A 22,851-nucleotide genomic window follows, 5' to 3' on the forward strand; every position below is an offset into this window, starting at 1 on the left:
ACCCCTTTTCCTCTTGCATTACAAGATGATTTATGGTATAAATACGGGTAGTTCAAATGTGTGGAACGGGAAAATAGGGAATTTTCCTCTCTCAGAGAGGACGGGCCGCCGGCTGAAAGCCCGTCTGAGACGGTTTCCCTTGGTTCGCCCGGGAGCGGCCTTCGAGAGGAGGACGGTTTCTCCGCCGTTACCGGAGGATTGAGTGCGCGTCACAGACGCGAATGCGGGTGGTACCGCGGAAGGGTTGCCTTTCGTCCCCAGAGATTGGGGCGGAGGGTTTTTCTTTTTTAGGAGGGTGGCTGCCATGAGAATATCCCGGGGGCTGCTGCTGTTGCTGTATATCCTCTGGTGTATTACGCCGCTGAGCTTCTGCCAGGGACCACAGGCGGGAACGGCTCCGTTTTTCAGCCCTGTTGTGGAGTCTGAACCATCGGAACCGGACAGCTCTGCCCAGGACACTGAGCCAATAGAACCGGACAGCTCCGCTGAGAACATTGAGACAGTAAAACCGGACAGCTCCGCTGAGGACGTTGAGACAGTAAAACCGGACAGCTCCGCTGAAGACATTGAGACAGTAAAACCGGACAGCTCCGCTGAGGACGTTGAGACAGTAAAACCGGACAGCTCCGCTGAGGACGTTGAGACAGTAAAACCGGACAGCTCCGCTGAGGACGCCGGGACAACAAAACCGGACAGCTCCGTTCCGGAGCAGCCCACAGCGGCTGAGTCGCCCTCCGAGACTGAGCCGGAGAGCGAACAGAAGCCGGTGAAAAAGAACACAAAGCTCTATGTTTTGATGTACCACCATTTCATTCCGGAGGGAAAAAAATATAACAACTGGATGGTAACTGACATCCGCTTCCGGGAGGACATGCAATGGCTGGCGGACCACGGCTGGACCACCGTACTGCCCAGCCAGCTTGTTGCCGGCGAGCCCCTTCCGGATAAGGCGGTTATGCTCACCTTTGACGACGGCTACCGCAGCAACTACCAGCTGGCATACCCCCTCCTGCGGGAGTATCAGGCCAAGGCGGTCATCTCCATCATTGTCAAAAATGTGGACGACCAGCAATCCGCTTTTCTCACCTGGGATATGTGCCGGGAGATGGCCCAGTCCGGGCTGGTGGAGTTCGGCTCTCACACCTACGCCTCCCACGATGAGAACGAAAACGGCATCAAGCGGCTGGCGGGGGAGACCAGAGAGGAGTATGAGGCCCGCATCCTCCCCGACCTCCAGACCAGCATTGACCTGATGGAGGCGAACCTAGGCAAAGCCCCTCTGCTTTTCGCCTATCCCAACGGGGTTAAGGATTCCTGGGCCGCCGGCTTCATTCAAGATCATTTCTCCCTCACCCTCATCACCCGCCACGGCTCCTGCGATATATCCAAGGGGCTGTACAGCCTGAAACGGTGCAACGTATCCATGGGGGTGCCCCTCAGCGACATATTGCCCGATTAAACCAAATCAATCCAAAATAAGGAGTTTTACCAATGAAAGAACAGTTAGCAAAAATTAAAAGCGAGGCTATGACCGCCTTTGGGGCAGTGGCCTCCCCCGCCGCCCTGGATGAGCTGCGGGTGCGTTACCTGGGCAAGAAGGGTGAGCTCACCGCCGTTCTCAAGCAGATGGGCAGGCTGTCCCCCGAGGAGCGGCCCGCCATGGGCGCCCTGGCCAACGAGGTGCGCGCCGCCCTGGAAGAGGCCATTGAGTCCGCCGCCAAAAAGCTGGAGGAGGAGGCCCTGGAGGCCAGGCTCAAGGCCGAGTCCCTGGACGTCACCGTCCCAGGCAAGGCGCCCAAGCTGGGGCACAAGCACCCCATGTACCGCGCCCTGGACGAGATCAAGGACATCTTTGTGGGCATGGGCTTTACCGTGCTAGACGGCCCGGAGATCGAACTGGCCCAGCTGAACTTCGACCGCCTCAACGCCGAGGAGGGCCACCCCTCCCGTGACTGGTCGGACTCCTTCTACTTCGACCGGGACGCCCGGGTGATGCTCCGGTCCCAGACCTCCCCCATGCAGGTGCGGGCCATGGACTCCATGCCGCTGCCCATCCGTATCATTGCCCCGGGCCGGGTCTACCGCAAGGACGAGATCGACGCCACCCACTCCCCCATGTTCCACCAGGTGGAGGGGATGGTAATTGACAAGAACGTCACCATGGCCGATTTGAAGGGCACCCTGAACCTGCTGGCCGAGGAGCTGTTCGGCAAGGGCACCGTCACCCGGTTCCGGCCCCACCACTTCCCCTTCACCGAGCCCAGCTGCGAGATGGACGTACAGTGCCACAAGTGCGGCGGCGCAGGCTGTCCCACCTGTAAGGGCGAGGGCTGGATCGAGCTGCTGGGCGCGGGGATGATCCACCCCAACGTACTGCGTATGGCCAACATTGACCCCGAAGAGTGGTCGGGCTGGGCCTTCGGCATGGGCCTGGAGCGCACCGCCATGCGCCGGTTCAAAATCGCCGACCTGCGGCTCATTTTTGAGAACGACGTGCGGTTCCTGGAACAGTTCTGAGAAGTAATTCCTCGTTCCGCCGCAAGGAAAAAAGCCTCCTTTGCCAAAGGAGGTGGCATCCGCGAAGCGGATGACGGAGGATTGTGTTTGCCAAAGGCGAACGTATGAAATAAATAAGGATTTGCAAATTTACAGTACTTCGTACATTTTGCTTCGCAAAATACAATCCCCACCGCCCTGCGGGCGGAGCCCCTTTGCCAAAGGGGCCTTACCCCTGCGTGGAACGAGGGGCGCTTTCCTGATTGACTAACGATAACAAGAGGAGTTTTGAATATGAATCTATCCAGAAAATGGCTCAACGAATTCGTTGAGATCGACGCCGGCGACCGGGAGTTTGCCGAGGCCATGACTCTGTCTGGCTCCAAGGTGGAGCTGACCCACGACATGGGCGGGGAAATTTCCAACGTAGTGGTGGGCCGCATCCTGTCCATGGAGCGCCACCCCGATTCCGACCATATGTGGGTGTGCCAGCTGGACGTGGGCAGGGAGGAGCCGGTACAGATCGTCACCGGGGCGTGGAACATCCACGAGGGGGATTTGGTCCCCGTGGCCCTGCACAAGTCCACCCTGCCCGGGGGCAAGAAAATTGAGAAAGGCAAGCTGCGTGGGGTGCTGTCCAACGGGATGCTGTGCTCTCTGTCCGAACTGGGCCTGGACGAGCGGGATTTCCCCTACGGTGTCATCACCGCCGCCGCCCTTTTGAACGACTACCACCCCATCGACCCGGACAAGCCCTCCATCCCGGCGGACATCAAACCAGGGGACAAGGTGTTTGGGCCAGTGATGTGCGCAGGCGTAGCAAATGTCTCCCCCTCCGGAGACGGCAAATGGGAATGCACACTGATTCGCACGGAGAATGACGGCCCCTGTGCCACTACTCTGCTGACCGACTGCCAGAACCTTCACAAGTGGGATCTAGTGGCTTACAACACAAAGACGAATACAATCTGCACCCTGGCTGACCTCCACGCGGAACAGAAGGAGTTTCCCCACTGCATCCCCGACGGCATTTTCGTCCTTCAGGAGGACTGCAAGCCCGGGGACGATATCAAGGCCGTCACCGGACTGGACGACCATGTGGTGGAATTTGAGATTACCCCCAACCGGCCCGACTGCCTCAGCGTGATCGGCCTGGCCCGGGAGGCGGCGGCTACCTTCGACAAGCCCTGCCGCTTCCACCAGCCGGAGGTCAAGGGGGGCGGCGAGGGCGTCCTGCCTGAGCTGCTGGACGTAGAGACCCCCGACCCTGAGCTGTGTCCCCGGTACACCGCCCGAATGGTACGCAACGTGAAGATCGGCCCCTCCCCCAAGTGGATGCGGGAGCGGCTGCGGGCCATGGGTGTGCGGCCCATCAACAACATTGTGGATATCACCAACTACGTCATGCTGGAGTATGGCCAGCCCATGCATGCCTTTGACTATCGCTATGTGAAGGGCGGCAAGATCGTGGTCCGCCGGGCCCAGGACGGCGAGGAGCTGACCACCCTGGACGGAAACGTCCGTAAGCTGAATTCCAACATGCTGGTCATCGCCGACGACACCCGGGCGGTGGGTCTGGCCGGAATCATGGGCGGGCTGAACTCCGAGATCGTGGAGGACACGGTGGACGTGGTGTTCGAGTCGGCCAACTTCGACGGCACTACCATCCGCAAGACCGCCCTGTCCCTGGGCATGCGCACCGAGGCCAGCGCCAAGTTTGAAAAGGGGCTGGATATCCTCAACACCCTCCCCGCCGTCAACCGGGCCTGTGAACTGGTGGAGCTGCTGGGGGCCGGTGAGGTGCTGGACGGGGTGATCGACATTTTGAACTATGTCCCTCAGCCCACTGTTTTGAAGGTGGAGCCCGACAGGATCAACGCCCTGCTGGGCACCGATGTGTCGGAGAACGTGATGTACACCATCCTCCAGAAGCTGGGCTTTGAGACCACCAAGGAGCGGGGCATGGTGAAGGTCCCCTCCTGGCGGGGTGATGTGAAGGAGATGGCCGACCTGGCCGAGGAGGTGGCCCGGTTCTACGGCTACAACAACATCCCCACCACTCTGATGAAGGGCCAGACCACCCTGGGCGGCTACTCTCCCGAGCAGAAGCTGGAGCAGGCCCTGGGCTGCGTCTGCCGCTCCTGCGGGTATGACGAGATCATCACCTACTCCTTCATCTCCCCCACCTGGTACGACAAGATCGGCTGGGAGGCTGATGCCCCCTGCCGCCGCTCCTTCAAGATTTTGAACCCCCTGGGGGAGGACACCTCCATCATGCGCACCACCACCCTGCCCTCCATGCTGGACATTCTCGCCCGTAACTACAACTACCGCAACAAGGACGTCCGCCTGTACGAGTTGGGCCGGATCTATCAGCCCGGCGGGGAGAACGGCCTTGCCAACGAGGCCAAGGTGCTCACCCTGGGGGCCTGCGGCGAGAGCTTCAGCTTTTACGACCTGAAGGGAACTGTAGAGGCCATTTTGAAGGATATCCGAGCCGAGAAGGTGACCTTCCTGCCCGTGGCAGACGACCCCTCCTACCACCCCGGCCGCTGCGCCTACTTTTACAGCGGCAGCGACATGGTGGGCGTGCTGGGACAGATTCACCCCAACGTGGCCAAGAGCTTCGGCGTGGACGCTGAGCTGTACTGCGCCGAGCTGTCCCTTGACGAGCTGATGAACGCCAAAGGGGCCGACCCGGAGTATGTCCCCCTACCCAAATTCCCCTCTGTCACCCGGGATATCGCTGTGGTGTGTGATGAGGCGGTTACCGTGGGCGCGCTGGAGAATGCCATCCGCAAGGGGGCCAAGGGCCTGCTCAAGGAGGTCTCCCTCTTTGACATCTACCGGGGCAAGGGCATTGACGAGGGCAAGAAATCGGTGGCCTTCAATCTGGTCCTCCGGGCGGACGACCGCTCCCTCACCAGCGAGGAGGCCGACGAGGACGTGAAGTCCATCCTGGCCGCCCTGGAGCGCGAGTGTGGGGCCAAGCTGCGGTAAATATTTTATCTATGGACGTGTAGGGCGGGACGACCCGGCCCGCCGTTATAAAATGCATCCCGGGGAAAACGGCGCGACGGGGTCGTCGCGCCCTACCCCCTGTATCCAACCACCAAACAAAGGAGTATCTGTCATGATCCGATTTGAATGTGACTACACCACCGGGGCCCACCCGAAGATTTTGGAGGCGCTGGTAAACAGCAATCTGGAGGCCTGCCCCGGATACGGGGTGGACGGCCACTGCGAACAGGCCCGGATGATGCTCCGGGAGCTGTGTCAGTCTCCGGAGGCGGGGGTCCACTTTCTGGTGGGCGGCACCCAGGCCAACACCACCGTCATTGCCGCCGCCCTGCGCCCCCACCAGGGGGTTCTGTGCGCCGGGACGGGGCATATCAACGTCCATGAGTCGGGGGCCATTGAGTCCACCGGCCACAAGGTGCTCTCCCTGCCCTCTGAAAACGGAAAAATTACCGCTGGGCAGATCGACGCTTACTGCCAGGCCCACTATGACGACGTGGCCTGGGAGCACATGGTCCAGCCTGGAATGGTGTACCTCTCCCTCCCCACCGAGCTGGGCACCGTATACACCCTGGCCGAGCTGGAGGAGATCAGCCGGACCGCCCGCCGGTGGAAGCTGCCCCTGTTTGTGGACGGGGCAAGGCTGGCCTGCGCTCTGGCGGCCTCAGACATCACGCTGCCCGACCTGGCCCGGCTGTGCGACATGTTCTACCTGGGTGGCACCAAGGCGGGACTGCTCTTTGGCGAGGCGGTTGTAATTACCAACCCCGCCCTGAACCGGGATTTCCGCTATCTTATCAAGCAGCGGGGCGGCATGCTGGCCAAGGGCCGGCTGCTGGGGGTACAGTTTGAGGCCTTTTTGACCGATCACCTGTTTTTGGAAATCGGAAAAAAGGAGGTGGCCCAGGCCATGCGTCTGCGGGAGGCCTTTTTGGCCCAGGGCTTTAACCTCTTTGTGGACTCCGCCACCAACCAGCAGTTCCCGATTTTGACCAACGGGGACGTGTCGGTGCTGAAATCAAAATACTCCTTTGAAATCTGGGGCAAGGTGGATCAGGCTCACACCGCCGTCCGCTTCTGCACCTCCTGGTCCACCACTGACGAGGACATTGATGCCCTCATTGCCGATATCCAGAGGCTGTAACACAAACAACAGGGCTCCCGCTGAGGGAGCCCTTCATGATTTGATTGCAATTTCCGCCTCCAGCGGGTATAATGGGAAAATCCAAGGCAGAAAAGGAGTTTTAGTGATGAAAGATATGAAATTACCCCAGGGGTATAAGCCCCTGCTGTCCATCTATGAGACGCAAAGGGCGATCGATCTGGGCAACCGGCTGTTTGCCGACAAGCTGGCCGGAGCTCTGCGGCTGCACCGGGTTTCCGCCCCTTTGTTTGTGCCGGTGTCCTCCGGGCTGAACGACGACCTGAACGGCGTGGAGCGGGCGGTCTCCTTTGACATCAACGGCGTGGAGGGAGACGCCGCCGTGGTCCACTCCCTGGCCAAGTGGAAGCGCTTTGCCCTGAAACGCTACCAGTTCCACCCCGGTGAGGGCCTGTATACCAACATGAACGCCATCCGCCGGGATGAGGAGCTGGATTCCCTCCACTCTGCCTACGTGGACCAGTGGGACTGGGAGAAGATTATCACTCGGGAGGAGCGGAATATCGACTTTTTGAAGCAGACCGTGTGCTCCATTGTGGAGGCCCTGTTTGAGACCCAGGCCTTTTTGCGCACGGTGTTCCCCCAGCTGAATGTTCTGCCCCTGGTGTCCACCCATATCGCCTTTGTCACCACCCAGGAGTTGGAAGACATGTTCCCCGACAAGACCCCCAAGCAGCGGGAGGACGCCTTTGTGAAGGACCACCCCACCACCTTCCTCATGGGCATTGGCGGCAAGCTGAAGTCCGGCAAGCCTCACGACGGCCGGGCTCCCGACTACGACGACTGGAACCTGAACGGCGATCTGCTGGTGTGGGACAGTGTGGGCCGGCGGTCCTTTGAGGTGTCCTCCATGGGCATCCGGGTGGACGAGGAGAGTCTGGAGCGCCAGCTCAAGCTGGCCGGCTGTGAGGACCGCCGGGAACTCCCCTTCCACAAGATGCTCCTTAACGGCGAGCTCCCCCTGACCATGGGGGGCGGCATTGGCCAGAGCCGGGTGTCTATGCTGCTGCTGGGCAAGGCCCATATCGGCGAGGTCCAGTCCTCCCTGTGGGACGAGGCCAATATCCAGGCCGCCGAGGCGGCAGGGATTACGCTGCTGTAAACTTCCTCAGTCAGCCGCTTTCAAAAGGGGCCTTGCCCGCTGCGGCGGGGGCGAAAGGAGATCGTTATGCCTATCGTCCTTACTCAACTGAACACCAGTGAAATTTTGCGCTACATGGGCTGTCCGCCGGAGAAGGCGGACGATCTCCTCCGGGCTCGGGTGGAGGAGTGCGCCCGGGAGCTGCTGGGGGTGATTCGTCCCCGGTGGAGCTGGCGGGAGGTGGGTCTTGCCTTTGAGGAGGCGGGTGTCCGCCTGGAGGGCGGCCTGCTCCTGCCAGGGGAGGACCTGAAAGCCCATCTGGCCGGCTGCGGGCGGGCGGCGGTCTTCTGCGCCACTCTGGGGGCGGAGGTGGACGCCCTCATCCGCCGGGCGGAGCGGCTGGACATGGCTAAGGCCCTTGTTTTGGACTGCTGCGCCTCCGCCGCCGTGGAGGAGGTGTGCGACCAGATTGAGGAGGAGCTCCAGGGAAAATTCCCCGGCCGCTTTTTCCCCTTCCGCTACAGTCCCGGCTACGGCGACCTGACCCTGGAGGTGCAGGGGGAGCTTCTGGCCCTGCTGGACGCCCCCCGCCGGGTGGGACTGTGCGCTACGGCCAACCATCTGCTTACCCCCCGAAAGTCGGTGACCGCCATTCTGGGAATCGCGGCGGGGGAAATTGAATCAAAAAAGAGAAGCTGCCTGGGCTGTCCCGCCCAGGGCGGCTGTCAATACCGAAAGGCGGGCGGACACTGTGGAATTTCGTGAACTGTTACAAGCTCCCGGCCCCATTGTGCTGGATGGCGGCATGGGCACCATGCTCCAGGCCAAGGGGCTGAAACTGGGGGAGCATCCGGAGCTGGCCGCTCTGGAACACCCGGACTGGCTGCTGGATATTCACCGGGACTATGTGGAGGCGGGCACCCAAATTTTGTGTGCCAACACCTTCGGGGCCAACCGGGAGAAGCTGAGGCGCACAGGAAAGACGGTGGAGGAAGTCATCCCACCCTCTGTGGCCATTGCCAAACAGGCCGCGGAGGGCCGGGCGCTGGTGGCCCTGGACCTGGGACCCACAGGCCAGCTGCTGGAGCCCACCGGAACCTTGGATTTTGAGGCGGCGGTGGACATTTTTGCCCAGCAGGTGCGCACAGCCGTCTCCGCCGGGGTGGATCTGGTGATGATTGAGACCATGACCGACCTTCAGGAGTGCCGGGCCGCCCTGCTGGCGGTCAAGGAGAACAGCAGCCTGCCGGTGATGGTCTCCCTCACCTACGAGGAGCGAGGAAGAACCTTTTTGGGCCACGCTCCTGCCTGCGCCGCCCTCACATTGGAGGGCATGGGGGCGGACGCCATCGGCGTGAACTGCTCCCTGGGTCCCCGGGAGATGCCCGCTATTGTGGAGGAGTTGAAGCGCTGGACCACCCTGCCCATCTCGGTCAAGCCCAACGCCGGCCTGCCCGACCCCGGGGGGGCGGGCTACGATATTACGGCGGACGAGTTTGCACAGGCCATGGCCAGCCTGACAGAGCTGGGCGTGAAGTTTTACGGCGGCTGCTGCGGCACCACTCCGGAGTATATTGCAAAGCTGAAAGGAGCGCTGGAAGGCAGGACCATCCGGGAAATTCCCCGCCATGTCCCCGCCGCCGTGTGCAGTCCGGCGAAGGTGGTGCCCATCGACCGGGTACGGGTTATCGGCGAGCGCATCAACCCCACCGGCAAAAAGCGGATGAAGGAGGCCCTGCTCCGGGATGATACGGACTACATGCTGGGTCAGGCCCTGGAGCAGATTCAGGCCGGGGCGGATATTCTGGATGTGAATGTGGGCTTGCCCGACATTGACGAGACAGCTATGATGGTCAAGGTGGTCAAGGCCCTCCAGGGGGTGACCGACGCCCCCCTCCAGCTGGATTCCACCCGCCCCGAGGTGCTGGAAAAAGCCCTGCGGGTGTACTGCGGCAAGGCCGTTGTCAACTCGGTGAACGGGGATGAGGAGAACCTGGACGCCATTCTCCCCCTAGTGAAAAAGTACGGCGCGGCGGTGGTGGGCCTCACCCTGGACAGAAGAGGCATCCCCAAAACCACTTTGGACCGGCTGGATATCGCCCGAAAGATTATGAACCGGGCTATGAATTTTGGCATCCGGAAGGAAGATATCTACATCGACTGCCTCACCCTCACCGTCTCCGCCGAGCAGGCGGCAGCCTCCCAGACCCTGGAGGCCCTCCGCCGGGTGAAAAAGGAGCTGGGCCTGAAAACGGTGCTGGGGGTGTCCAACATCTCCTTTGGACTGCCCGCCCGGCCTCTGGTCAACCAGAATTTTCTCACCATGGCCATGACCATGGGCCTGGACCTGCCCATCATCAATCCCAATCTGGATGCCATGATGGCCGCCGTCCGGTGCTACCATCTGCTGATGAATATTGACGCCGGCGCCCGGGACTATATTGCCGCCTACGCCAACGCCGAAGTGTCCACATCTATCACAGCGGGGACGGCCCAGGCATCCGCCGCCCCGGGAAGCCAGCGGACTCTGTCTCAAATTGTGGAGGCGGGCCTGAAAGGGGAGGCGGGAGAGGCGGCCCGCCGTCTGCTGGAGACCACCAGCCCTATGGAGGTGGTGGACAGCGTTCTCATCCCCGCGCTGGACAAGGTGGGCTCGGACTTTGAGGCGGGAAAGGTCTTCCTGCCCCAGCTCATCCAGGCGGCTGGGGCGGCTCAGGCCGCCTTTGAGGTGATCCGGGAGCATCTGTCCGCCCAGCCCGGCGGGGAGAGCGGGCCCAAGGCCCCGGTGGTGCTGGCTACCGTCAAGGGGGATATCCACGACATTGGTAAGAACATTGTCAAGGTGCTGCTGGAAAACTATGGATACCCGGTTGTCGATCTGGGCAAGGACGTGGATCCCGCTGCCGTGGTGGAGGCTGTCCGAAAGCACAGCGCCCCCCTGGTAGGGCTGTCCGCCCTGATGACCACCACCCTGGGCAGCATGGAGGAGACTATTAAGCTCCTGCGCCAGGCTGGCCTGCCCTGCAAGGTGGTGGTGGGCGGCGCGGTGCTCACCGCCGGCTATGCCCAAAAAATCGGCGCCGACTTCTACGCCAAAGACGCCAAGGAGAGCGTGGACGTGGCCAGACAGGTCATCGGATAAATACCGTCTACCGAACCGAGAGCAACACTACTCAGACTGCCACAGCTCCCACCGCCGCGCCCTTCACCCTGCTGGAGACAAGGTTGGTGATTGGATCAAGGTCAGTTATGTCGCAGAATGCGTTTTTTCAAGTGTGTTGACTGTATAACTTCATTGCTGTGATAGATTTTCCCTGGAATTTAGTCAATGCAGCAAAAAACAACTGCATGACACCGTAGTATCATGCAGTTGCCACCTAACAAAGAAAACTTCTCTATCAGGCATGCCCCAAGAGTGAGGCTTTTTTAGCTTTGGCGGCTTAGTCCTTGGCGGCGGGTTCCTTCTCTTTTTGCGCTTTGGCCGGCTTCTTTTTCTTTTTTCCAACAATCACCAGAAGGGCGGCCAGTACCGCCGCTCCCACAGCTGCGGCCAGAATCGTCCAGCTTCCGCCTGGCTGGGGCTGAATGCAGAAGGTGGCTTGGGTGCCCTCCATAGCCAGCAGCAGATACCGTCCATTCTCAACCGCCTCCACCTGCTGCCACTGGCCGTTACGATACTGCCAGACGGCGGCTTTGCCTCCATTGGGGTTCAGCAGCCGCAGGGGGACGGTATCCCCGCTGTCCAGCCCGCTTCCGGTAAGGGAGATGTCCCAGACCACCGTTCCATCTCCGCTGTTCTGGGGCGGGAGCTGGGCGCTTTCCGACACATGGAGGACAGCCTCCTCAGTGAACCGCCCCTCCGCCAGGGCGAGGGACAGCTTTCCGGACAGCTCCTGGCTGGCGGTCACTGTGATCCAGGGGGCGTATACCGCCTCTACCGTCAGATCAGAGCTGAGGCCGGACCGGTCAAACTCGGGCCACATGCCGTAGCAGCCCTCCTGTTCAGGCACAGGGGGGAGCTGGATGCGGGACAGGTCCTCCCCATAGAGGAAGGGAATCTGGGCCACTGTCTCTCCCTCCGCCGTCAGGGTCAGGGTAAAGGCGGTAAACTCCAGGGGGACGCCGGGCATCCGGGACAGCTCGTCAAAGGGGATGGGCTCAGCCCGGCCCGCGTAGCTGACGCCGTCCACCCCGGCCACGCCGGTGTCTACAAAGTGGTTGTCCCGGAGGACGCCATCCGTCTCCACGCCGCCGGCGACAGCGCCCAGGTATTCCGTTCCCTCTGTAATGGTGGCAATGGCATAGCTGCCTTGCAGGCGGCTGGCCCAGCCGGCAATTCCGCCCACATAGTTTCCACCTGAGAGGGTGTTTTTTGCATAACAGCTCCGGACAGAGGCGCCGGCAAAGCCGGCCACGCCCCCCACATAGTCTCCGCTGGTGCTGGCCACCGGGCCGTAGTTCTGGCAGTCCAGAGCGGTACCCAGGTCCATGCGGCCCACCATGCCGCCCACATAGTCCTTTTTGGCGGTTACGCTGCCATAGTTCAGACAGCTTTGCAGCACCGCCTTGGTCTCATAGGTGGCCCCAAAGGAGAAACGGTCTGCTGTGTCATCCTCCGGGTCCAGGTCAAACTCAATGGCCATAGCGCCCACAATGCCGCCTACGTTCCGGTCGCCCTCTACGGCGCCGGTGCTGCGGCAATCGGCCACCTTGCCCTCACGGGTGGCGGCAATGTCCTCCTCAGAAGTGTCCTCCACCCATCTGCTCGGGCCCTCCTCCACGTCATCCAAAAACTCGTCCATGGAGTCCAGCAGCAGGGCAAAAACCACGTTGCACTGGCGGTTGATGGCCCGCAGGTCAGAGGTAAGGGTACTGTTGGCGGACTGGAGCACGCCGTTCAGCCCCTCCATCTCGTCAAACAGGCCGCTCATAGAGCTGTACAGGCTGTCGCTGGCCTGGCGGAACTCCTCCCCCAGGGGGGTAAACTCCGCCGGGCCATCGGCGGTGAGGTCGTCCACCGCATCGCCGATGGTGTCAAAGGCCCGGTCCAGCAGTCTGCCAATGGCGGCGGAGGAGTTGGCCGCGCCCTGGAGCTCCTCCAGCGCGTCCTCCAGCTCACCGGACAGGGGGCGGGCCGCCTCCAGCGCCCGCTCCAGACGGAGTATGGCGCTGTCCAGCTGGTCTCCGGCGCTCTGCATGGCGCTAAAGGCGCTGCGCAGATTTTTTCTCGCCTCCCCCAGCTCACTCAGGGAGGGGAGGCCGATCCCAGAGGGCAAAAAGCGGTCAAAAGCGTCCAGCGCCTGCTGGAAACGGTTTATGGCGGTCACCAGTTCCCCGTTGAACTGCCGCAGTACGCTCAGGGCGGAGCGGACCTCCTTCAAGGCCCGGTCGCTGGTATCCACCGCGTCGCCCAGGCTGTCCATTGCCTCCTCCAGCTGTCTGGACATGCGCTCCAGCTTCTGGCCCGCGTCTGACAGGTCGTCCAGGGCGGGGGAAATCTGATCCAGGGCGTTGGTGATGTCGGCGGACAGAATATTGACAGTGTTGATGTTCTCGTCGGTAAAATCGCTGACGTGGTCCAGCATCTCTTTGGCGCTGTCCCCGGCGCTGCTGGTGTAGTCCCCCATAACGCTCAGGCGGGCGGACACATCGTCGCCGGTGTGCTGAGCGTTGTCCAGCGCCCGGTTAATCAGGCTCTCCAGCGTGCCCAGTTCCTGGCGCAGTTCCTCAATCACGTCCCTGCCGGGGTCCATCACCACATAGGGCTCCGCCTGGCCCACAATGCCGCCCACATCCTTGCGGCCATGGATGGTCCCGTTGTTGACGCACCCGGTGAGATAGCCGCTCTGGCGGCCGGCGATTCCGCCGGTGTTGTAGCCCACATGGGGGTAGCCCACCGCGCCGTTGTTGGTGCAGCCCTGCACCACGCCGCTGGAATACCCCACAATCCCTCCGGTGTCAAAACAGCTGCTGAGCAGATAGTAGGTCTCATCATTCGCTGTAACCCGCTCCTCCAGAGCGGTTCCGGCGTCCGCGCCCAGCAGGTCCACAGAGCTCTCGGTCTGCGTCAGGTTGACCCCGGCACTGTTGACGCATTTCAGCAGCAGGCCCAGACTGCGGCCCGCAATGCCGCCGGTGGCATTCTCACCGCTGACGGAGCCGGAGGCGGAACAGCCGATCAGCTGTCCGCTTTCGGCGTTGCGTCCCACAACGCCGCCCACCATACTCTCCCCCTGCACCACGCCCTGAAAGGCGCAGTTTTCCAGGGTGCCGGCGTTGTCACCCACAATGCCTCCCACGGTGGAGCGGGTTCCCTCAGGGGCCACCAGTCCGGTAACGGTCAGGTCCCGCACAACGCCGGCCGGCTGGACATAGCGGAACAGCCCCTGGGTGGAGCCGGCGGAAGTAAGGCGAAGACCGGAGATGGTGTGCCCCTGGCCCAGGAAGGTGCCGCCAAAGGTGGGGATGGGGGCAAAGTCCTGTCCCTCCAGCTCCAGGTCGGCGGTCAGCACAAAGGTCTTACCCTGGGACCAGGTGTCCAGGGAGCAGCTTTGGGCAAATTTCTGAAAATCCTCCACTGTGGAGATGGTCACCTGCTCCCCCTCCGCGGCCCTGGCCACAGGCAGGACAAAGGAGGCCACCAGCCACCAGGCCAGCAGCAAAGCGAGCAGCCGGTTGGTAAAGCGCTTATCCATGGTGTTCTGCCCCCTTTCCTGCGGTGAGGGCCGACGGCGGGCCCTCTTCGGACTCCAGCGCCCCCGCCGCCAGCGCGGCGTTGATGGTGCCATGGAGGGTACCGCTGAAATCGGCGTCCACCACGCCGGAGATGTAGCCCCGGACGTGGCCGTTCACCCGCATGGTTCCGGTGTGGGTCTGGATGGGCAGCCGGGCCTTGAGGGTGAAGGCGGTCTTTTCAATGATAATGTCGCCCAGCAGCAGAATCTGGGGCAGGATGCCCATAACCAGGAAGATGGAAATCAGGGTGCCTCGGCCCAGGCACACGCCAATGGAGGCGATAGAGGCGGTGGTGGACAGCACGCCAATGGCGATACCGGCGGAGGCCAGGATGGTGCCCGAGGTGACAATGGTTGGGAAGGCCTCATTCAGCGACTCGATCACCGCGTCCTTCAAGGGCATGGTCTGCTTCAGCTCCACATAGCGGTTGGCAATCACAATGGCGTAGTCGATATTGGCCCCCATCTGGATGGAGCTGACCACCAGATAGCTGAGGAAGAACAGGGGCTCACTTTGTAAGTAGGGGAAGGAGAAGTTGATCCACACACTGCCCTGAATCACCAGAATCAGCAGGATGGGCAGTCCGGAGGACTGGAAGGTAAACACCAGCACCAGCACCACAAACACAATGGTCAGGATGCCGATCAGCAGGTTGTCGTTGCCGAAGGAGGTGGACAGGTCCAGGTCACTGGTGGAGTTGCCCACCAGAAAGGCGTCCTCCGGGTAATATTTGCCCACCACGGTGTGGAGAGTATCCAAAAAGGCAAAGGTCTCCTCGCTCTCCTCGGGCAGGTTGAGCTGGAGGACCAGGCGGCTGTAGTTCTCCCCCTTTAATTGCAGCTGGGCGTCGGTAAGCTGCCCGTGCAGGTCCTCGATGGTCTCGGTCATGTCAGCGTCCAGGGTGACGTAGCCCTCCTCCATCATGTCGTAGACATACAGGAACATGTCAATCAGGGGCACGCCGTAGCTGTCTAGGCCGGATATCACCTGCCCATAGTTCTCCTGATCCACGGCGTAGGCGGAGTACAGCAGCCGGGTTACCTCAATGTCCAGGTCAGTCATCTCGGCAAACTGGCGGGGAGTCAGCCGGTCGGTGAGCACGTAGCCGTCCATGGCGTCCACGTTGGCCAACCCCAGTACGGTGTCCGTCTCAGTCATCCGCTCCAGCTCCCGGAGCAGCCGGCCCTCCCGCTCATAGTCCCCCTGGGGCACCAGCACGGCCAGGGTGTTCACCCGGCCAAAGGTGTCGTTTACCCTGGTCTGGGCAATCTGGGCATCGTTTTTCCGGATGGTGGTCAGGTCGGTCTGCCCATAGGCGTAGGGGCATCGGTTGGCAAAGATAAAGCCGCCGATCAGCAGTACCACAAACAAGGGGGGCATAATAAAGCGGGTCTTAACCGCCAGCTGGCCCCAGGCGGTAATCTTGGGCACAAAATTTTTGTGATGGGTCCGGTCGATAAGGCCGCTGAAGCTGAGCAGCAGTCCCGGCATCAGGGTGAACACAGCCAGCAGGCTGAGCACAATGGCCTTCATCAGCACCAGGCCCAGATCCTTGCCAATGCCAAACTGCATAAAGCACATAGCCCCCAGGCCGGAGAGCGTGGTCATGGAACTGCCTGAAATCTCCGGGATGGCCTTGCTCAGGGCGATCACCACCGCTTCGCGGGCCTCCAGGTGCTCCCGCTCCTCGGTATACCGGTGGCACAAAATGATGGCGTAGTCAATGGCCAGGGCCAGCTGGAGCACCACCGCCACCGAGTTGGACACAAAGGAAATTTCCCCAAAGATGAAGTTGGTGCCCTTGTTCATCAGGGCAGCCATGCCGAAGGTCATCAGCAGCACGGGAATCTCCATATAGGTGTGGGAGGTAAACAGCAGCACCAGCAGGATAATCACTATGGCAATCACCATAACCACCTGCATCTCGGCGTCCAGATTGGCGGAGGCGGAGTCGCCCACGTCCCCGGTAACGTAGACGTCATACCCCTCCAGCAGCGCCTTTACACCGTTCAGCCCCTCCAGGCTTACCTGGTCGCTTGCGGTGCCGTCATAGGTGATGGAAAACAGAGCGGAGCCGTTGGTATAGTGGTCCTCCGTACCGTCGAACTCCACCGACTTTACACCCTTTACAGCTTCCGCCTGCCCGGCCAGGTGCTCTGCCTGGCTGTAAGAGATGTTGTCCACCATAATGCGGCTGGTGCCAAAGGTGACAAACTCCTCATCCATGATGGTCAGACCCTGGCGGGTCTCAGTGGTGTCAGGCAAATAGCTGGTCAGATCGTCGTTGACCGCCACCCAGCCGCTGGAAAAGACACAAAAAATGGCGATACCGATATACATCAGGTAAAACGCCTTTCGCTTGTCCACGATGAAGGCGGCTACCCGCTCCATTGGGCTCTGTTTTTCCGAAGCTTCCACTGTATGCTTGCTCAAGCTGAGCACTCCTTTCCAAAAACTATAATAAATTATAATACACCTCTTTGACAAAAAAATCAATGGACAGATTCCCTTGCCCCTTTCAACACAGATTCCCTTGCCCCTTTCAAGAAAAGTGTTGTTGCGGCATAACTTCGGCAGTTTCTATAAAACCAGATTGATATGATAATTATTTTGCGGTACAAGCTGTTCGGCAAATCGGGATAGGTAGGAGGCAATATTGAAGTGTTTATTAAGGTATTTTTATATGCTAATACAGAAGATGAATCTATGAAAATTATCACAGATATTTTATCTCCATTGAACATTGAGATAGGAAAAACTAAGATTGAGTTGGAACCGTACTGGAAAATAAACGGTATATATAGCGTTGATGTTTATGTAGATTCAGATGTTAGTATCTTACAAAAAGAAGTATTGGAGAAATTTTTAAAAACGATAGCAAATAAATGGATAAGCTATGGAGAACCGATAAACGAAATTCTTATCTCAAGAAATGATAAAGACATCGTTATCAATAATGAAAAAATTGAAATGATAAATATTTATTTTGAGGATGAAAATTAGCTCCTAAATGGGGAATATTGAATAACAAGTTTCGGTTTATCGGGCAGCCATCCTCTAATTGAGGGCAGCCCGCTTTATGTATTTTGACCCACTGTTTTGTGAAACGGCTATAGAGCAACACCAATCTGAAAAGGGAGATTCTCTTAGTCACGGAAATCAATTCTCAGAAAACCTGCCGCATTTGTAGGGCGGGACGACCCTGGCCCGCCGCTGGTTGGCCGCTTTTCCCAACGGCGCGCCCTACAGTGGAAAAATTGATTTCTATGTCTTTAGAAGTGTCCTATTGCGCACTTTATATCAATCATTGGAATTGCTGTGATCCGCAGATAAGTCCGGCAAAAATTGTAAGGAACACCAGTTGACGGATGGGTCCTGTACGGTTATAATGATAATGGAAGAATTTAGGGATATTTGTCATTAGGGGTACATGCGGCGTGCCGCAGAAGGGATCTACATATGAATATATTGGAGTTTTTCGGCCTGTTCGGCGGCCTGGCTCTGTTCCTCCACGGAATGCAGATGATGAGCTCCGGTCTGGAGGCCGCGGCTGGCAACCGGATGAAATCTGTTTTGGAGCGGCTCACCGCCAACCGTTTTATGGGCATTCTGGTGGGCGCCCTTATCACCACCGCTGTCCAGTCCTCCTCCGCCACCACTGTGATGGTGGTGGGCTTTGTCAACGCCGGAATCATGAATCTGAACCAGGCGGTCTGGCTCATTATGGGCGCCAACGTGGGCAAGACCACCACCGGCCTGCTTATCGCCCTGGATGTGGGCGCGCTGGCCCCCATTGTCGCCTTCGTGGGCGTGTTCATGATGGTCTTTTTGAAAAAGCCGAATTTGCAGCATGTGGGGCAGCTTTTGGCCGGCCTGGGCATTTTGTTTATCGGCATGGATATGATGAGCACGGCCATGGAGCCCCTGCGGGAGGTGCCTGCCTTTGTCAACATGATGGCCACCCTGTCCAACCCCATTTTGGGTATCGCCTTTGGCGCCATCTTTACCGCTCTGATCCAGTCCTCCGCCGCCTCGGTGGGCATCCTGCAAACCCTGGCTGACGCCGGAATCGTGGAGTTTTCCGGGGCAGTCTATGTGCTGTTCGGACAGAATATCGGCACCTGCATCACCGCTGTGATGGCCTCTTTCGGTACCAGCCGTGACGCAAAGCGGGCCACCTGTGTCCATCTGCTGTTCAATGTAATCGGCACTGTCATCTTTACCGTAGTGGTGATGGTCTTCCCTCTTACTTCCCTGATTGAATCCATGGTCCCTGGACCTATGGCTCAGATTGCCGTGATGCACGTCTTCTTCAACCTGGTCACCACCATTTTGCTGATTCCCTTTGGCGATGCCCTGGCCCGGCTGGCCACCCGCCTCCTGCCCGATACCGGTGAGGACGAAAAAGCAGGGAACAGCGGCATGCGTCTGGCTTACCTCACCCCTGTCACCGCTGGCGGCAAGGACGGCGGCCTGGGTGTGTCCGCCATTGTGGTGGACCAGCTGCGCAATGAGCTGCACCGCATGCTGGAGATGGCCCGCCAGAATGTGGATGCCAGCTTCAAGGCTGTGGCGGACAAGGACCTCATCCCCCTGGAGCGGATTGAGCAGCGGGAGCAGTACATAGACTTTTTGAATAAGGAGATCTCCCGCTATATCTCCCACCTGATCGCCATTGAGACCAACGAACTGGGCTCTAAAATTGTCAGCTGTCTCTTCGCCATCTCGGGCAACATTGAGCGCATTGGCGACCACGCCGACAACCTGGCCGGCTACACCAGAATGCTGGTGGAGGAGGACATCTCCTTCTCCCAGTACGCCCAGGAGGAGATCAAGCGGATGCGGGACATCTCCCTCCGGGCAGTGTCCGCCCTGCTGTCCGGCGACGCGGGCAGTTCGGAGTGGCTCACCCACGTAGCCCAGATGGAGCAGAAAATTGACGATATGACCGACGATTTCCGCCGTGACCAGCTGGCCCGCATGCGCAACGGAACCTGTTCCGACGAGGCCTGCATCCTCTACTCAGAGCTGCTCACCGACTTTGAGCGTATCGGCGACCACGTCCTCAATATTGCCCAGGAGATGAACAAGACCAGAACGCCCCTTTAATTGAAACAGCCGCCGCAGAAAATTCTGCGGCGGCTGTGTTTATTTATACTTCTGTCAGGTCAAAGAGGATAGATATCTTTTATAGCGAGAACTGTTAGAAAATTTCTTACTTCAGCAAGCTTCAAAATTGCTGACACCGGCTCTGCAGGGGCGGCCAAATGCCGCCCCCTACAAGTGGCAGCAATTCTGACGATTGCTATATATCACATTGGGTAATAAAAGAAAGGGGGCTTTTCGATGTTGATAGCCCCCTCTTGAACCACTGGCTGCTGTCTAGTCGTAAATAGAGTACACTTCGTTGCCGTATTCATAACAACAGCGGCTTCGGTGGTTTCCGCTTCGATCTCGGCGGCTTCGGCGGTGTCGGCGGACATTGCCCCTGCTCCAACGGTGACAAACATAGACACACAATGTCAGTGCTGTCAACATTTTTACAATTCCCATGGCAAAATTTCCTTCTTGCCTTAACAATAGACTCTCGGAATCTTTAAGCCTTATTCTATGGGACTTTTATGACAAAAGCTACCAACTATCCGGCAATTATTGGTTGTAATCAAATTATAACCTTAAATTCCTGTCAGGTCAAAGGGCGGCGTATACTCCTGTCTGGCGGAGGTCCGCTCCTGGGTGAAGCCGGCCAGTCCAAGATTCTCCATGTACTCCCGGGCGGAGCGCATCTCGCCGGGTCTCAGGCGGCGGTCCAGTTCCGGGCAGGCGGACAGGTTCCCCCAAGGGGTGTACTGGCTCATGAGGGAGAACAGCACCGTTCCCGGCGCAAACTCCCGGGCCGTCCAGTCCATCACCGCCTTGGCCTGGTTCAGCTGGCCGGGCAGGATGAGATGGCGTATAATTGTTCCTCTTATTAACAATCTGTTATCGTCAAACTGGCAGGGGCCAGTCTGCCGGACCATCTCCCGGATGGCCTCCTGCGCAATTTCCGGGTAATCAGGGGCGGCGGAATAGCGGCGGGCGGTCTCCCCGTTCAAGTACTTCAGGTCGGGGAGGTAGATGTCCACCTTGCCCTCCAGCCTCCGGAGGGTATCCGTTTTGTCATATCCTCCGGTGTTGAATACAACGGGGATAGGGGGGCGCCAATCCTCCAGCAGGGCGGCAACGGCGTGGGCATAGTGGGTAGGGTTGACGAAATTCAGATTGTGAGCCCCCTGAGCGGCCAGCTCCTCACAAATTTCCCTCAGGCGGTCCAGGGTGACCGCCCTGCCAAAGTTCTGATGACTGATCTTCTCGTTCTGGCAAAACACACAGCCCAGGGAGCAGCCGGAGAAGAAGACAGTTCCGGAGCCCCGGCTGCCAGAGATGGGAGGCTCCTCCCAGTGGTGGAGGGCCGCACGGGCCAGGATGGGGACGGATGGCATGCGGCAATAGCCCTTCCCTTCCGTCTCGGTGCGTTGGGCCCCGCAGTTCCGGGGACAGAGGCGGCAAATCATAATGTTCCCCCTTTTTTAAAAGTGCCCCAGCCGGTCACCAACCAGCCGGTCAAAGCTCCGAAAGGCGTTGGGGACGGCGTAGACATCCCGCAGAGCTCCCCTGTCGGCCCACACCCAGCCCTCCGGGAGCACCGGGCTGTCCAGCTCCCCGGACAGAGCGGTCATCTGCCACTCAATATGGGTGAAAATATGTCTGCCCGTCCCCGCTTTCTCCAGCGCCGGGACAGACAGCCCCCACCTCTCCAGCCAGTCCGTCCTGCCGGACAGCTCATTGGGGTACTCCCAGAGCCCTGCCAGCAGTCCCCGGCCCGGGCGGCGGCGCAGGGCGATGCTGTCCCGATAAAAAAGGAGGTAGACGGTCCGCTCCTCCACCCGGCGGGCCTTCCTGGCCGCCTTGACAGGGAGCTCCCCGGTACGGCCCTCCTGAAAGGCCCGGCAAAACCCCGCCGCCGGACACTTTTCACACAGAGGCGCGCCGTTGGGCAGGCAAATTGTGGCCCCCAGCTCCATCATGGCCTGATTGAAGTCTCCGGGGGCGTCCAGGGATATGACACCGGCCAGAGCTCCGGTCACCCTCTTTTTCATGGCGGGGGTGGAAATATCGCCGCCGTCCCCTGTGATCCGGGCGGTTACCCGGAGGACGTTGCCGTCCACCGCCGGCACGGGCCGGCCAAAGGCAATGGAGGAGATGGCCCCGGCGGTGTAGTCCCCCACTCCGGCCAAAGCCCGGATATCCTCATAAGTATTTGGGAATATTCCGTTGTGAGCGGTCATGATTTGTTCTGCCGCTTTTTGCAAATTTCGGGCCCGGCTGTAGTAGCCCAGCCCCTGCCAGAGCTTCATCAGCTGGTCCTGAGGCAGGGCGGCCAGAGCAGCCACATCAGGGGCCGCCTCCAAAAAACGCCGGTAGTATTCCAGCACCGCCGCCACACGGGTCTGCTGGAGCATGATTTCAGATATCCAGACATGGTAGGGTGTGGGATCGCTGCGCCAGGGGAGCACCCTGGCGTTCTCCCGATACCAGACCAGCAGGGGGATGGGCAGCTGCTGCAATTCATCCAAAACAAAACGCCTCCTTGCGGGGTTTCATGTGAAAGTGTACAAGTTTTTTTGGCGATTTTCCATGACTGGAAAATGCGTGAAAATATAACTAAAAAGCAATGTTATATATAATGGATTTGGGGATGGCATTTCCTTGGGCGGAGTGGTAAAGTTTTGAACAGAGCAAGGGTTAAAAACGGAGCGGACCTCCGGCTGCCGCTCTTGCCGGCGGATTCCAAACGTTTTTAAGCTTTGACTCCATCATTCCTTTTTCATCCATCCTTCCAGATCACCAAACAGGGACACCCCGCAGGGGTGTCCCTGTTTGGTTTTCCAACAGAGGGCAAGGGCGCTCCGGAGGGCCGCCCCGCGCCGGTTTACTCCAGCATCTGCACCACATCAAATACCAGGCCGTCGCAATGCTCCTTGCGGGGGATGCCCGCGTCGTGGGACTTTTTCAGCAAGGCGGCGCAGTTGATCTCCCCGTGGTCCTCCAGGAACTGCCGCCGGAAGCTGTCCGCCTCCTCCGGGGGGTAGTTGGTCATACCCAGCACCATCAGCCCTCCGGTGAGGGCCCCGCAGGCCGCGCCGCAGCGCATCCCGGAACCAAAATTGGCCCCCAGGCTGAAGGCCTGCTCCTCGGTGAGGCCCATGTCCTGGGCGAAGGCCACCAGAACAGACTGGCAGCAGTTGAAATGTACGTCGGTGCGGGCCCGAAGCTCCTGAGCTTTTTCCATGTGTGTCATAATTTTGTTCTCCTCTGT

General features: G+C 59.7%; 15 protein-coding genes. 9 read left to right on the forward strand and 6 right to left on the reverse strand.

Going from position 1 to position 22,851, the window contains the following annotated elements; all coding sequences use genetic code 11:
- Nucleotides 1–304: 304 nt before the first annotated feature.
- From NFS22_RS03155 to NFS22_RS03185, 7 genes are all read left to right on the forward strand, one after another.
- Nucleotides 305–1,459, forward strand: coding sequence for a polysaccharide deacetylase family protein (locus NFS22_RS03155; RefSeq protein ID WP_251316311.1), 1,155 nt, complete (start codon nucleotides 305–307; stop codon nucleotides 1,457–1,459).
- Nucleotides 1,460–1,491: 32 nt separating this feature from the next.
- Entirely contained in the window at nucleotides 1,492–2,517 is a 1,026-nt protein-coding gene (pheS, locus tag NFS22_RS03160; RefSeq protein WP_251316312.1) for a phenylalanine--tRNA ligase subunit alpha, read from the forward strand.
- A gap of 273 nt (nucleotides 2,518–2,790) precedes the next feature.
- Nucleotides 2,791–5,496 (forward strand): phenylalanine--tRNA ligase subunit beta, encoded by a 2,706-nt coding sequence (gene pheT, locus NFS22_RS03165; RefSeq protein ID WP_251316313.1) that lies wholly within the window; start codon nucleotides 2,791–2,793, stop codon nucleotides 5,494–5,496.
- A gap of 133 nt (nucleotides 5,497–5,629) precedes the next feature.
- A complete protein-coding gene (locus NFS22_RS03170) occupies nucleotides 5,630–6,658 on the forward strand; it encodes a threonine aldolase family protein (protein ID WP_251316314.1) in 1,029 nt (342 codons plus the stop codon).
- A gap of 106 nt (nucleotides 6,659–6,764) precedes the next feature.
- On the forward strand, nucleotides 6,765–7,778 hold the full coding sequence (gene asnA / locus NFS22_RS03175; protein WP_251316315.1) for an aspartate--ammonia ligase: 1,014 nt from the start codon (nucleotides 6,765–6,767) through the stop codon (nucleotides 7,776–7,778).
- Between the two features lie 66 nt (nucleotides 7,779–7,844).
- Entirely contained in the window at nucleotides 7,845–8,522 is a 678-nt protein-coding gene (locus NFS22_RS03180) for a methionine synthase (RefSeq protein WP_251316316.1), read from the forward strand.
- Nucleotides 8,509–10,899, forward strand: a complete 2,391-nt coding sequence (locus NFS22_RS03185) for a homocysteine S-methyltransferase family protein (protein WP_251316317.1) — start codon at nucleotides 8,509–8,511, stop codon at nucleotides 10,897–10,899. Before NFS22_RS03180 ends, NFS22_RS03185 begins: the two co-directional genes overlap by 14 nt.
- A 298-nt stretch (nucleotides 10,900–11,197) precedes the next feature.
- Here NFS22_RS03185 and NFS22_RS03190 read toward each other — a convergent pair whose 3' ends face one another.
- Complete coding sequence (locus NFS22_RS03190; RefSeq protein ID WP_251316318.1) at nucleotides 11,198–14,452, reverse strand: hypothetical protein; 3,255 nt, start codon at nucleotides 14,450–14,452, stop codon at nucleotides 11,198–11,200.
- Nucleotides 14,445–16,925: an efflux RND transporter permease subunit gene (locus NFS22_RS03195; RefSeq protein ID WP_251316319.1), complete on the reverse strand. Its 2,481-nt coding sequence runs from the start codon at nucleotides 16,923–16,925 to the stop codon at nucleotides 14,445–14,447. The genes NFS22_RS03190 and NFS22_RS03195 overlap by 8 nt, the downstream gene beginning before the upstream one ends.
- Nucleotides 16,926–17,153: 228 nt before the next feature.
- Between NFS22_RS03195 and NFS22_RS03200 the strand changes: the two genes are divergently transcribed.
- On the forward strand, nucleotides 17,154–17,495 hold the full coding sequence (locus tag NFS22_RS03200) for a hypothetical protein (RefSeq protein WP_251316320.1): 342 nt from the start codon (nucleotides 17,154–17,156) through the stop codon (nucleotides 17,493–17,495).
- Nucleotides 17,496–17,951: 456 nt separating this feature from the next.
- On the forward strand, nucleotides 17,952–19,601 hold the full coding sequence (locus NFS22_RS03205) for a Na/Pi cotransporter family protein (protein WP_251316321.1): 1,650 nt from the start codon (nucleotides 17,952–17,954) through the stop codon (nucleotides 19,599–19,601).
- 203 nt (nucleotides 19,602–19,804) lie between these two features.
- On the opposite strand, the gene NFS22_RS03210 is transcribed toward NFS22_RS03205, so the two are convergent.
- From NFS22_RS03210 to NFS22_RS03225, 4 genes are all read right to left on the reverse strand, one after another.
- On the reverse strand, nucleotides 19,805–19,975 hold the full coding sequence (locus NFS22_RS03210; RefSeq protein WP_251316322.1) for a hypothetical protein: 171 nt from the start codon (nucleotides 19,973–19,975) through the stop codon (nucleotides 19,805–19,807).
- 192 nt (nucleotides 19,976–20,167) lie between these two features.
- Nucleotides 20,168–21,046, reverse strand: coding sequence for a radical SAM protein (locus tag NFS22_RS03215; protein WP_251316323.1), 879 nt, complete (start codon nucleotides 21,044–21,046; stop codon nucleotides 20,168–20,170).
- 15 nt (nucleotides 21,047–21,061) lie between these two features.
- The gene (gene mutY / locus NFS22_RS03220) at nucleotides 21,062–22,108 is read right to left on the reverse strand and encodes an A/G-specific adenine glycosylase (RefSeq protein WP_251316324.1); all 1,047 of its coding nucleotides are present in this window, start codon (nucleotides 22,106–22,108) and stop codon (nucleotides 21,062–21,064) included.
- Between the two features lie 356 nt (nucleotides 22,109–22,464).
- Complete coding sequence (locus NFS22_RS03225) at nucleotides 22,465–22,833, reverse strand: C-GCAxxG-C-C family protein (protein WP_251316325.1); 369 nt, start codon at nucleotides 22,831–22,833, stop codon at nucleotides 22,465–22,467.
- Between the last annotated feature and the right edge of the window lie 18 nt (nucleotides 22,834–22,851).

The organism is Flintibacter muris (assembly GCF_943192995.1).
GTDB classification, from domain to species: Bacteria; Bacillota; Clostridia; order Oscillospirales; family Oscillospiraceae; genus Lawsonibacter; species Lawsonibacter muris.

Excerpts from the sequence above, each read along its gene's own strand:
- pheS (WP_251316312.1), top strand. The coding sequence starts at position 1,492 with ATGAAAGAACAGTTAGCAAAAATTAAAAGCGAGGCTATGACCGCCTTT.
- asnA (WP_251316315.1), top strand. The coding sequence starts at position 6,765 with ATGAAAGATATGAAATTACCCCAGGGGTATAAGCCCCTGCTGTCCATC.
- NFS22_RS03180 (WP_251316316.1), top strand. The coding sequence starts at position 7,845 with ATGCCTATCGTCCTTACTCAACTGAACACCAGTGAAATTTTGCGCTAC.
- NFS22_RS03170 (WP_251316314.1), top strand. The coding sequence starts at position 5,630 with ATGATCCGATTTGAATGTGACTACACCACCGGGGCCCACCCGAAGATT.
- NFS22_RS03215 (WP_251316323.1), bottom strand. The coding sequence starts at position 21,046 with ATGATTTGCCGCCTCTGTCCCCGGAACTGCGGGGCCCAACGCACCGAG.
- NFS22_RS03225 (WP_251316325.1), bottom strand. The coding sequence starts at position 22,833 with ATGACACACATGGAAAAAGCTCAGGAGCTTCGGGCCCGCACCGACGTA.
- NFS22_RS03205 (WP_251316321.1), top strand. The coding sequence starts at position 17,952 with ATGAATATATTGGAGTTTTTCGGCCTGTTCGGCGGCCTGGCTCTGTTC.
- NFS22_RS03155 (WP_251316311.1), top strand. The coding sequence starts at position 305 with ATGAGAATATCCCGGGGGCTGCTGCTGTTGCTGTATATCCTCTGGTGT.
- NFS22_RS03190 (WP_251316318.1), bottom strand. The coding sequence starts at position 14,452 with ATGGATAAGCGCTTTACCAACCGGCTGCTCGCTTTGCTGCTGGCCTGG.
- NFS22_RS03210 (WP_251316322.1), bottom strand. The coding sequence starts at position 19,975 with ATGTCCGCCGACACCGCCGAAGCCGCCGAGATCGAAGCGGAAACCACC.
- pheT (WP_251316313.1), top strand. The coding sequence starts at position 2,791 with ATGAATCTATCCAGAAAATGGCTCAACGAATTCGTTGAGATCGACGCC.